General features: G+C 38.0%; 10 protein-coding genes. 3 read left to right on the top strand and 7 right to left on the bottom strand.

Annotated features, from left to right (window positions below):
• Nucleotides 1-19 precede the first annotated feature (19 nt).
• The 7 genes from A3223_RS00075 to murJ are packed head-to-tail and all read right to left on the bottom strand — an operon-like array spanning nt 20 to nt 8,582.
• Entirely contained in the window at nt 20-808 is a 789-nt protein-coding gene (locus A3223_RS00075) for an enoyl-ACP reductase (protein WP_054196728.1), read from the bottom strand.
• On the bottom strand, nt 808-1,677 hold the full coding sequence (dapA, locus tag A3223_RS00080; RefSeq protein ID WP_219336695.1) for a 4-hydroxy-tetrahydrodipicolinate synthase: 870 nt from the start codon (nt 1,675-1,677) through the stop codon (nt 808-810). Before dapA ends, A3223_RS00075 begins: the two co-directional genes overlap by 1 nt.
• A 26-nt stretch (nt 1,678-1,703) precedes the next feature.
• Entirely contained in the window at nt 1,704-2,945 is a 1,242-nt protein-coding gene (locus A3223_RS00085; RefSeq protein ID WP_084107841.1) for a M16 family metallopeptidase, read from the bottom strand.
• Nucleotides 2,946-2,956: 11 nt separating this feature from the next.
• A complete protein-coding gene (locus A3223_RS00090) occupies nt 2,957-4,030 on the bottom strand; it encodes a quinone-dependent dihydroorotate dehydrogenase (protein WP_084109233.1) in 1,074 nt (357 codons plus the stop codon).
• A gap of 53 nt (nt 4,031-4,083) precedes the next feature.
• Nucleotides 4,084-5,808, bottom strand: coding sequence for an ABC transporter ATP-binding protein (locus tag A3223_RS00095; RefSeq protein ID WP_084107842.1), 1,725 nt, complete (start codon nt 5,806-5,808; stop codon nt 4,084-4,086).
• On the bottom strand, nt 5,801-7,195 hold the full coding sequence (cysS, locus tag A3223_RS00100; protein WP_084107843.1) for a cysteine--tRNA ligase: 1,395 nt from the start codon (nt 7,193-7,195) through the stop codon (nt 5,801-5,803). The genes A3223_RS00095 and cysS overlap by 8 nt, the downstream gene beginning before the upstream one ends.
• Nucleotides 7,182-8,582, bottom strand: a complete 1,401-nt coding sequence (murJ, locus tag A3223_RS00105; RefSeq protein WP_084107844.1) for a murein biosynthesis integral membrane protein MurJ — start codon at nt 8,580-8,582, stop codon at nt 7,182-7,184. The genes cysS and murJ overlap by 14 nt, the downstream gene beginning before the upstream one ends.
• Before the next feature lie 123 nt (nt 8,583-8,705).
• Between murJ and A3223_RS00110 the strand changes: the two genes are divergently transcribed.
• Genes A3223_RS00110 through A3223_RS00120 form a run of 3 tightly spaced genes read left to right on the top strand, consistent with a single transcriptional unit; the run spans nt 8,706 to nt 12,243 of the window.
• Nucleotides 8,706-10,619, top strand: coding sequence for a flagellar assembly protein A (locus A3223_RS00110; protein WP_084107845.1), 1,914 nt, complete (start codon nt 8,706-8,708; stop codon nt 10,617-10,619).
• Nucleotides 10,620-10,636: 17 nt separating this feature from the next.
• Nucleotides 10,637-11,191, top strand: a complete 555-nt coding sequence (gene ruvA, locus A3223_RS00115) for a Holliday junction branch migration protein RuvA (protein WP_084107846.1) — start codon at nt 10,637-10,639, stop codon at nt 11,189-11,191.
• An 11-nt stretch (nt 11,192-11,202) separates the two neighbouring features.
• Nucleotides 11,203-12,243: a D-alanine--D-alanine ligase gene (locus A3223_RS00120; protein ID WP_084107847.1), complete on the top strand. Its 1,041-nt coding sequence runs from the start codon at nt 11,203-11,205 to the stop codon at nt 12,241-12,243.
• The last annotated feature ends 24 nt before the right edge of the window (nt 12,244-12,267 follow it).

Here is a 12,267-nt window from a genome sequence, read left to right on the forward strand (position 1 = left end):
GCTTAAATTTTCAATTTTCTCATTTAAAAGTTGTGCCGCCATCTATTATAAATGTATGTCCTGTCACCCAGCTAGCCTTAGATGAGCACAAAAATAGACATGCTCCGGCTAGATCAGTCGGCTGTCCCATGCGGTTTAGTGGGCTAAGCTTTGCCGTCATATCGCGAACCTCTTCGTAGTTTGTAAAGGCTCTTAGTGCATCTGTCTCGATAGGGCCGCCACTTACGACGTTTACGCGGATATTTTTCTCGCCAAGCTCAGTTGCGGCATATCTTGCCATCGCCTCAACGGCTGCTTTTGCTGTGCCGTGACCTGCGTAGTTTTCGATATAGACTAAATTTCCAGTCGATGATAGGCTAATGATGCTGCCGCCACCCACTTTTTCCATGCGTTTTGCAGCTTCTTGAGTGCCTACGACAAAGGCATTTACTGTTGCTGTAAAGATATTGTTTATGCCTCTTGGTTTTAGCTTCATAAATTTAGTGTATCCACCAGCTACTGCGCGACCTGAGATGATAGCATTTGAGATGAAAAAATCAATCCTATCAAAATCCTCGTCTATCTTTAAAAATAGCTCTTTATAAGTCTCTGGCTCAAGGATATTTAGCGCATATGCTCTTGCTTTTATCTTATAAGTAGCTTCAAGCTCTTTTGCTTGTTCTTTTGCAAGCTCTTCGTTTGAGTTGTAGGTAAATGCTATATTTACACCAGCTTTTGCAAATTCTTCGACTATGGCTCTACCAATGCCTCTAGTTCCACCGCTGATGACTAGTGTTTTACCTTTAAATTCGTTTAGTGTGTCCTTCATTAAAAACCCTTTATTTCGTAATTTTTTATTACTTCTTCTATCTTTTTAAAATTTTCTTTACTTGGTTTGCAAAGTGGCAAGCGGTACTCCAAAGAGTCGATGAGTCCAGCTAGATACATCGCTGCTTTGATCGGTATCGGATTGCTTTCGCAAAAGAGCGTTTTATTTATAGTATATAGATTATCGTTTATTAGTTTTGCTTTTTTGTACTCTTCGTTCATCGCAAGGTGCGTAAGCTCTGAAATTTGATCTGGCAATAGGTTTGCAGTAACTGAGATAGCGCCTTTGCCACCATTTGATATGATAGGATAGTTGATCGCATCTTCACCGCTAATGACTACTAAATTTGGCTCGTGAGCTAGTAGATCTACGCATCTATCTATGCTGCCTGTAGCTTCTTTGATGCCGTAAATATTTTTGCACTCTTTAAAAAGTCTAAAAACGGTCGCTGGCAAGATATCCACGCCAACTCTACCTGGAACATTGTAAAGAAGTACAGGTATTTCAATGCTATTTGCAATAGCTTTGTAGTGCTCGTAAATCCCTTCCTGCGTTGGTTTATTGTAGTAGGGCGCAACCGAGAGGATACCATCAGCGCCATGAGCTTGAGCAAATTTAGCGATACCAATAGCCTCGTGAGTCGCGTTGCTGCCAGCTCCAGCTAGTACTTTTACATTTGTGCCTTTACATGCATCTACGGCTATTTCGATACAAATTCTATGCTCATCATGCGTTAGTGTTGCACTCTCGCCGGTAGTTCCAACTGGCACAACGACATCTATGCCGTGTTTTATCTGTCTTTTTATTAGCTTTTCAAAACTGACTTCATCTACTTTTTGATTTTTAAATGGCGTAATGAGTGCGGTCATCGCACCTTGAAGCGAATTTTCCACGTTTATTCCTTTTTTAAAATTATTGTTGTGCTGGTTTTTTCATTAAAATATCTATTTGCTATCTCTTTTAAAAGCTTGGCATCTATCTTATCGATATTTTTTTCAAGCTCATAAAGTGGCTTTATGTCGCCTCTAGCAAGGTATGAGCCATATAAATTTGCAACCTTGCTTGCACTCTCAAATGAGTAAATAAAATCAGTTTTTATCAAATTCTTAACTCTTAAAACATCATCTTTGTCGATTGGCTTATTTTTTAAATCATCTATGATCTTTAAAATTTCAGCCTCAACCACGTTTGCTTCGACATCTGGGTTGCAAACTGCTAAAAATATAAATAAATTTTCATCAACGCAGCTCATATTATAAGCATAAATTTGATTTACGAGCATTAGCTCATCGATTAGACGTTGCTGTAAAACAGAGCTTTTACCAGTAGCTAGATATTCGCTTATCGCATTTAGTCCCACTTGATCAGCGTGTTTAAAATTTGGGATTTTATAAGCGATCGCTAGCATTTGCGTTTGGCTATCTTTGTAGATAATGGCTCTTCTAGCTCCATCTTGCTCAGGTTCTTTACAGTGAGATTTTGGAATGGCTCTTTTATTTTTTATGCTGCTAAAATTTTTCTTAGCTAGTTTAAATGCCTCGTCCTTGCCGATGTCGCCACTTATCATCAAAATAGCATTTTTGGGCTGATAAAAAGTAGCATGAAATTCTTTTATGTCGCTAATGTTCCAGTTTTCGATATCTTTTATAAAGCCTATCGGAGTCCAGTGATATGGATGGTAGATAAATGCGTGGTTGTAGAGCCTAAAGTAGAGATATCCCATAGGATTGTTGTCTGTTCGCCACCTACGCTCTTCATGCACTACGTCTCGCTCTGGTTGAAATTCTTTGTCTTTTAGGCTTAAATTTTTCATAAGCTCAGCAAAAAGACCAAGCGTTTTGTCTAAATTTTCATTTGAAGCTTTTATAAAGTAGTGGGTGTAGTCAAAGCCCGTACTTGCGTTATTTACGCCACCAAAACCTTTTACTATTTCGTCAAATTCACCAGCACGTAAATTTTTAGTTGATTTGAAATTTAGATGCTCTAGCATGTGGGCGATACCACTTTTGCCCATCACTTCGTTTCTTGAGCCAACTTTGTAAAAGACATCGACGCTTATCACTTTTGAACCAGGATTTACTGGTACGTGATAAATTTCAAGTCCGTTTTCTAGTTTAAATTTATTAAATTTTATCAATCTTTTGCCTTTTATTTTTTAACATCTATGCCGACCGCTTCGCTAATAGAGGCAAAGCCATCTCTTTTTAAAAGTTCTAAAATTTCTAAATTTATATCTCTTGTGATCATCGGCCCTTTAAAGATAAAGCTTGTAAAAATTTGCACTAAATTTGCTCCCATTTTTATGCGTTCATATGCTTCTGCACCGCTATCTATGCCGCCACATGCGATAAGCGTCGTCTTGCCATAAAGTTCGTCTGCCACGGCTTTAAAGATCTCTTTTGACTTTTGAGCGATTACCTTGCCGCTTAGTCCGCCAAAATCCTTTAAATTTGACGAGCGAGAGAGCGAGTAATCAACGCTTGTATTTGAGACAAGCACACCACTAGCGCCGTTTTCTACCGCGCAACTACAAAGCTTGATCGCATCTTCGTGGCTCATATCAGGAGCGATTTTAAAGATGATCGGCCTTTTAGTAAGTGGCAAAATGACACTAAAAAGCTCTTTTATGAAGCTCTCATCTTGTAAGGCTCTTAAATTTGGCGTGTTTGGCGATGAAACGTTTATGACAAATGTATCGCAAATTTCGCTAAATTCTCTTACTAAAATTTCATAGTCTTTTATTGCGTCTTCGTTTGGTGTAACCTTGTTTTTACCGATATTTGCCCAGATTGGCAAAGTATAAGGATAAAGTTTTTTGACTCTATTTTTAATAGCCTCACAGCCGTCGTTGTTAAAGCCCATCGCATTTTGGATGCTCTCTTCGTCTACGAGCCTAAAAAGTCTTGGTTTGTCGTTGCCAGGTTGAGGTTTTGGAGTAAATGTGCCAAATTCTAAATACCCAAATCCAAGAGCTGTGAGCGCTTCAAACATTGTGGCGTTTTTATCAAAGCCCCCAGCTATACCAACTGGGTTGTGATAAGTGCTTGAGAATAAATTTTGTTTTAGCGCATTGTCATCGACCACGCACTTATTTGCTACAAAGCTTAATGATCCTGGAAAAATTTTATTTGCTCCGATCATTGCAAGTTCTGCTATTTTATGGGCAGTTTCAGGATCAAATTTAAAAAATATAGATTTTAAAGTATCGTAGTTTAAGCTCATTTTAACCTCTTTAAAATGCCTAAAAATTTGTGCAAATCTTAGCAAAAATCGCCTTAAACTAAGGCTTTGCCTTTAAGTTTTGCATAAATTTCATTTCTCTTGCTAAGCTCTTCATCACTTCCGATATCAACGACCTTTCCACCACTTAAAACAGCGATCTTATCAGCACTCTCAACCGTGCTTAGACGGTGAGCGATGACAAAGATGATCTTTTTGTTTCTTAGGTTGTTTATAGCCTTTGTGATCTCTTTTTCACTCTCGTTATCAAGCGCTGAAGTAGCTTCGTCAAAGATAAGAATTTGTGGGTTTTGATAAAGTGCTCTGGCTATTGCGATGCGTTGTCTTTGACCGCCTGAAAGGTTTGTGCCAAATTCATTTAAGATAGAGTGGATACCATCATCTAGTTTGCTTACAAACTCATAAGCATTTGCCATTTTTAGTGCATTTATCACGGCATCTTCGTTAAATTCTCTGCCGTAAGCCACGTTTTTAGCGATTGTATCGTTAAAGATATAGACACGCTGCGTTACAAGGCCGATATTTTGGCGAAGTGAGTGGATTTTGATATCTTTTAAATTTGTCTCATTTATTAAAATTTCTCCGCTATTTACGTCGTAAAATCTCATAAGCAGATTCATGAGCGAGGTTTTTCCGCCACCACTTGAGCCAACAAGAGCTATAAATTCTGACTCACGAGCCTCTAAATTTATACCTTTTAAAACCTCTTTGTCACCGTAGTTTAGGTAGACATTGTTAAATTTGATAAGTCTTATCTCTTCGTTTAGTTCTTTCTCACCATCTTTTATATCGCTTACTTTATCCATCAAGAAAAATGTTCTCTCGCTTGCGGCGATCGCGTCTTGCATTTTATTGTATATATTTACGATACGTTTTAGTGGAGTGTAGAGCATAAAAAGCGCGGTTAAAAACGAGAAAAATGCACCCATATTTATATTTCCGTCGATGACGTCTTTGCCTCCTACGATAATAACGGCTGCGACACCAATAGAGCCTATCGTTTCCATAAGCGGACTTACTGATTGCTCAATTTTTACGGTTTTAAGATTTAGCTTGAAAAATTTGTTATTTTCTTCAACAAAACGTGAATGCTCGTATTTTTGGGCATTATTTGCCTTGATGATCTCGATATTTGTAAAAATTTCACTCAAGGCTGAAGTGATATCGGATGTCTTTTCTTGCGACTGCTTTGAAATTTTTTTCATCTTCTTTGCAAGGCGTGAGATCGGATAAATGGCTACTGGCATGACCACAAGTGCAAAAAACGCCAATTTAGGGCTTTGATATATGACTACACAAAGCAGGCCTATGATAGTTACAAGCTCTCTAATAAGCTCAGGTATGAAACTTGAAACAATAGATCTTATGCGCTCTATGTCGTTCGTGGTTCTGCTTATTAGCTCGCCTGTTCTAAAATCATTAAAAAATTTCATGTCCAAATTTAGTAAATTTTCGACCATCTTTTCACGAAATCTTCTAATCGTATCTTGGCCGATATATGCCGTAAAATAAGCCTGCATAAATGTACCTATATTTTTTAACACATAAATGGCAATAATCGCACATGGCAACATATAAAGTAACGTTTCGTTTTTTTCAACGAAAATTTTATTAAGTACTGGCTCCACCAGGTACGCACTCACCGCCGTTCCACCACTTGCAAGCCCCATGCCGATGAAGGCTAGGATAAAGTGTGGAATGTATTCTTTAAAATATGGACCAAAGCGTTTTAGCACATCTTTTAAGCCAAAGTTATTCATTATTTCTCTCCCAAACTGCGCCATTTGGCGTATCCATGATAGAGATATTCATCTTTTCTAGCTCATCTCTTATCTCATCAGCTCTTGCAAAATTTCTCTCTTTTTTAGCTACCCCGCGCTCATCAAGAAGCCTTTTAATTTGCTCCTTTTGCTCGTTGCTTACACCAAACTGAAAATACTCAACATAATTTGTGCTAGCAATGCCCAAAATTTCACTTATAAGCTCCAAATTTGCCACCACTTCAGCCTTGTAGGCTTTATCTTTTGGGCTATTATCAAGCCTTTCGTTTGCTGTTTTTACAAACTCATCAACACTTGCAAGCGCCTTTGAGGCGTTTAGATCATCGCTTAGTGCCTCAAGTAGCTCGCTTTTAAAGCTCTCATTTGCTGGTCCTGCTTGCACGCCATCGACCCTTTTTTTGAGGCGGTAAATTTTATCAAGTCTCTTTTTTGAAGCCACTAGATCTTCATCTGAATAGTTAAAATGAGCCCTATAATGGCTCGTAAGCAAATAATATCTAAGCACTTCGCCATGAACGTTTTTTATGGCGTCCTTTACAAAAAAGCTATTATTTAGGCTCTTACTCATCTTTTCGTTATTTACCTTTATAAAGCCATTGTGCATCCAGTATTTGCTTAAATTTTTGTGATAGGCACATCTGCACTGACTTGCCTCGTTTTCGTGGTGTGGAAAGAGTAGGTCGATGCCGCCAGCGTGGATGTCGATCTCAAATTTATCATTTTCTTTATCGCTTAAAAACTCCCTTATCATCGCTACGCACTCAGTGTGCCAGCCAGGGCGACCCTTGCCAAATGGGCTCTCATACCATTTTTCGTCAAATTTCCAAAGCACAAAGTCTTTTTCATCTCTTTTCTCGCTAAAACTTGCCACTCGTGCGATTAGATCGGTGTTATTATCCTTGCCGCTAATGCTAAAATATCCACTATCCTTGCTCGTATCAAAGTAAATTCCATCGCTGGTTTTATACGCCACACCTCTATCCATAAGCACCTCGATGTAGCTAATGATCGCCTCCAAGCACTGCGTAGCCTTTGGCTTAAAGTCTGGATCAAGCACGTTTAAAGCACCCATGTCGCTCTCGTAGTGCGCTATATATTTGTTTGTGATCTCCTCTAGGCTTTGGCCAGTTTGCGCCATCTTGTTTAAAATTTTATCGTCGATGTCGGTGTAATTTCTTGCAAATTTGACCTTGTAGCCAAGCGCTTTTAAGACCCTTCTTAAAAGATCAAAGCTAACGGCTGACTTTGCATGTCCCAAATGTGCGTCGTCATAGACCGTTGGGCCGCACAGATAGACGCTGACCTCGCCTTCTTTAATAGGGCTAAACTCAACCTTTTCTCTTTTAGAAGTATCAAAAATTCGCATTAAATATATCCTTTAAAAATGTTAAACCAAAATAGAGCAAAACCGCCAAAATAGCGATGGCGGCTATAAATTTAGGCTCGATTATAGCTAAAAATCGCTTAGCTCCAAAGGCTTTAATGTATAAAATAAGCTGTAAAAATCCCCCGAGCGAGCTTGCAAATGCAAGGCCAGCAGCTCCAAATTTCTGCATCAAAATGACAGCTAGGATCAAATTTATCACAAGGCAGATGATAGAAATTTTGGCCGCCTCTTTTTGCTTCATATTTGCATAAAGCCAAAGTGAGAAAATTTTAGCCAGTCCAAATGGCGTAAGCCCCATTAAATAGGCGCTTAGCACCTTGGCGCATTCAATGGTGTTTGCCCTTACAAAATTCCCTCTCTCAAACAAGAGCCAGATGATAAATTCGCTCATCACTACGCCTGTGATCGTAGCTGCTAGCAGGGCGCAAAGTAGCAAGTAAAAGCTCTTTTTCGTCCAAACTAGAGCATTTGCTTCGTCTTTTTGCTTTAAAAGCCTAGTGATCTTTGGAAAGAGTGCTTGTGAGAGCGCTATCGCAAAGATGGCAAGTGGGAGCTGAAAAATTCTATTTGCATAAAAGAGGTAGCTTATCGAGCCACTTACCAAAAAGCTAGCTAGCCAAGTGTCCATAAATGCGCTTATCTGCATTGCACTTGAGCCAAGTAAGCCGTGGTAAAAATTTATAAAAAACCCTTTGCTCTGCGCTCTTTTGCCCTTAAAATATCCGCTTAAACCGCCCCAGAAAATTTTATTTAAGGCGTTAAATTTCATAGCGATTAGATGCACTAAAACCTGCAAAATGCCGCCTGCAACGACGCCAAAGCTAAGATAAAGTGCGACCACGCTCTCGCTCTTGCCACGAGCTAATAGTAGTGAAGCGATCATGGCTAAATTTAGTAGCGCAGTAGAAAATGCAGTCGTGGCAAAGTGCCCTTTATACTGAAGCAGCGCACCCATGAAAGTGACGATATAAACAAGGGCCAGATAGTAGAAATTTATGCGCACGAGCGGCACTGCATCGGTTACGTTTTGCTCGCTTAAACCGCTTGCGATTATTTTTATAAAGTAGGGCGTAAATAAATTTACAAGAAGCGTCAAAATGCCTATAAAAAGTAGAAATTTGATAAAAATTTCAGCTTGAAAGACCGCTTTTTTCTTACTATTTGCAAAATTTGGCAAAAACGCCTGTGTAAAAGCCCCCTCGCCAAAGATGCGGCGAAATAAATTTGGTATCTTAAATGCTATAAAAAAGAGGTCGCTAAATATGCCAGCACCAAGGATAGAAGCCGTTAAAAGATCTCTTATAAGTCCTAAAATCCTTGAAGTCATGATGCCAACTGAGTTTGAGAAAAAGCCTTTTATAAACATCGCTCACCTAAATTAAATTTGAAAACGCAATAGTAACAAAAGATGCTTTAAAGCTTACATAACCCAAATTTAATAAAATTTTGGCGATAATAAGAGCCAAATTTTATGTGAAATGGATCAATTTTGAGCGAGATCGTGCAAGAAAACGAGAGATTTTTACCGCCAACGCAAATTCAAACTTCAACACCTTATATATCGCTTAAAGAACTAAGCAAGCAATACAGCGTACCGGTAGAATTTATAGATTTTAAAATTTTAGATATTTTGACTTATTATAAAAATAAAGATAATGAAGAGCCAGTTTTTGTCCCTGAAGAAAATTTAGACTTTTTTGATGATAATGCATTTTATCTTGACGAGACACTAGAGATCGAGCAAGTCTATGACGTGGAATTTTTTGATATTAGGCTAAATGCTGTTCCAAAGCTTCCAAAGATAGAAATCGGTGTAAATTCAACGGTTACAAAAGTAGTCGCAAAGGTAAAAGCTACAAAAGATTGTGAATACGAACAGCATTACGAAGATAAACTTTTTGAATACATCGCCAAACAGCTTATGAAAGCTCAAATTTTAATAGGTATAAGGATCGGCAAACTAAAAGATGAGTTAAAACAAATCGCCTCAGTTGTGCATGTAAAGGGCGAACTTGATAAAGACTACATACTAAACATAACACAAGGTATAAATCCAAAAAAAGCTACCGATGCAAAGATACTTTACTACTACAAAGATAAACTTGATGCGATAAAAGAAGAAGATAAGATTGATTATGCTGATAGAGGTTTTGTTTTTGGCGTGGCACAAGATGAAGTGATAATGGAAGAGAAAAAGTCTCACGAAGGGCAAAATGGCCGTGATGCGAGAGGTAAATTATTAGCAGTAGAAAAGCCAAAAGAAGATACTGGCAAAGAGATAAGTATAAGCGAAAATATAGAGAGAGTAGAAAATGACGATAGCATAATATATATCGCTAAAAAATCAGGATATGTAGTTGAGAAAAATGGCTCATTTGACATCGAAGAGCGTATAGAGATAAATGAAGCAAATTTTAAAACAACTGGCTCTATTCAAGCAGGTACTGATACAAATGTGACTTTGGTAGTTAGGGAAACTGATACTATAAAAGACGCCATCGGCACTGGCATCATCGTAGAGGCTGACGAGATAGAGGTAAAAGGAAATGTCGGTGCAAATGCGATGGTTAAAGCAAATGAAGTAATAATCGGCGGTCAAACACATCAAAAGGCTAAAATTTATGCAAAGAATGCAAAAATTTCTATCCACATCGGTAAGGTTGAAGCTGAAAATGTCGAGATAGATAGACTAGAAGGCGGAAATGTCGTAGCAAAAAGAGTTAAGATAAATAGCGTCGTTGGTGGTTCTATAACTGCTCAAAATATCCAAATAAACACGCTTGGCTCAAACTGCACTATCACAGCTTCACACTTAATAGACGTAAGATATCTAAGAGGCACTGACAATAAATTTATAATCGATACTAGCAAAATGCCTGAGAGTGCTGAGGCTACGCAAGAGCAATTAAATAAGATCGAATATACAAAAGCAGAGCTTGCCTCACTTCTAAAAAATATTGAAACAAAGAAAAATGTCATAAATGAAAATAAAGATTCGATTTATACCATAAAAGCAAAGGTAGAAGAGCTCTCAAAAGCTAAAGTGATACCGCCAGTTACCTTTATGAAAAAGCTAAAAGAGTATCAAGGTCTAGTCAATGAATACAACACTTTGCTAAAAATTTTTAAAGATAAAAAAGAGTTGCTAGCTACTCTAAAAGATGAGCTTGAGATCATGCAAAATGGAATATTTTCTGCAAAAGTGATAAATAGAGGCAACTGGGTTGAATTAAATGAGATTAGATTTGTTATCGTTGATCCTCCACAAAATGTCACTTATATCTCAAAGCAAAATGAAACCGCTCATGCTATTACTTTGGAGAAGATCGGCGATGGCGATGAGGCTGAGTATAAGATCAAAAAGTCAAATAAATTAGAAGACTACACAGATACAAATTTTTAAGAATAAAAGGTTAAATGATGATAAAAGCGATCGAAGGCGTCGTCAGCAGAAAAGATCCCGCATTTGTGATACTTAAGACAAATAGCGGCGTAAGCTATGGAATTTTTATCTCGCTTTTTTGCTCAGCCAAGCTTAGCAAGGGCGAAAAAGTCGAGCTTGCCATAACACAGATCATAAGAGAAGATGCAAATTTACTTTACGGCTTTTTGGATGCAAACGAGCAAAAGATGTTTGAGATGCTAATAAAGCTAAATGGCATCGGGGCTAGCACGGCTATGGCGGTTTGCTCAAGCCTTAGCTCGCAGGCATTTACAAACGCCATAATAAGCGGCGACGCAGATACCTTTAAAAGTGTGCCAGGCATCGGACCAAAGACTGCTAGACGCATTATAGCTGAGCTAAGCGACGCAAAGCTAATAAGTGATGAGAGCGTGCCAAGCTACCAAAACGAAGCACTTTTGGCACTTGAGGCACTTGGCTTTAAACGTGAGAAGATAGTGAAAATTTTGCCTGAGTGCAAGAGTGAAAATACAAGTGATCTTATAAAAGAAGCATTAAAGAAATTAGGATAAGGATTAAAAAAATGAATTTAGGTGTGATATTTGGAGCAAAGAGCTATGAACATGAGATAAGCATAGTTAGTGCGATAGTTTTAAAAAATGTCCTAAAACAAGAGCTAAAATTTATATTTTGCGATGCAAATAGAGATTTTTATCTTATCGAAGAGAAAGATATGAGAGCAAATTTCTTTAGCTCTGGTAAATACAAAAATTCAAAAAAGCTCATTTTATCTAAAGGTGGATTTTTCATACACTCTCTCTTTGGCGATAAAAAAGTAGAGTGTGATGTCATTATAAATTTGATCCACGGCATGGACGGCGAAGATGGCAAGATAGCGGCACTTTTTGACTTTTACGGCATAAAATATATAGGTCCAAGGCTTGAAGTAAGTGCGCTTAGCTACAACAAAGAGCTTACTAAATTTCTAGCGCAAAAAGCTGGTGTAAAGGCGCTTGATTATGAGATGCTAACTCGTGAGAGCCAGCCAAAATTTCACTATCCTATTATCTTAAAGCCAGCAAGACTTGGAAGTAGTATTGGCGTAAATATAGTGCATGACGCCAGTGAGCTAGCTTATGCAAAAGACGTGGCATTTGAGTTCGATAAAGATGTGCTTGTCGAGCCTTTTATAAAGGGAGTAAAAGAGTACAACCTTGCAGGCTGTAAGGTAGATGGAAAGATAAAATTTTCTATCATCGAAGAGCCAAAAAAGAAAGAATTTCTTGACTATGAGCAGAAATATCTTAGCTTTTCAAATGAAAACAAGGTAAAAGAGGCTGAAATTTCTGAAGAGCTAAAACAAAAGCTTAAATTTAACTTTTCAAAAATTTATGATTGTGGATTTGACGGAGCGATCATTAGATGCGACTTTTTTGTGATAGATGATGAGGTCTATCTAAATGAGATAAATCCAAATCCAGGAAGCCTTGCAAACTATCTATTTGAGGATTTTGAGAGCACTTTAAATGCTCTTGCAAACTCACTTCCAAGAGAGCGTAATATAAAGATCGATTATAGCTTTATAAACTCGATCACTTCAGTAAAAGGTCGCGGGAAAATTTAGACCATTTAGTAGATTATAAAGTAG

The sequence above is a fragment of the Campylobacter concisus genome (assembly GCF_002092855.1).
GTDB lineage: Bacteria > Campylobacterota > Campylobacteria > Campylobacterales > Campylobacteraceae > Campylobacter_A > Campylobacter_A concisus_AI.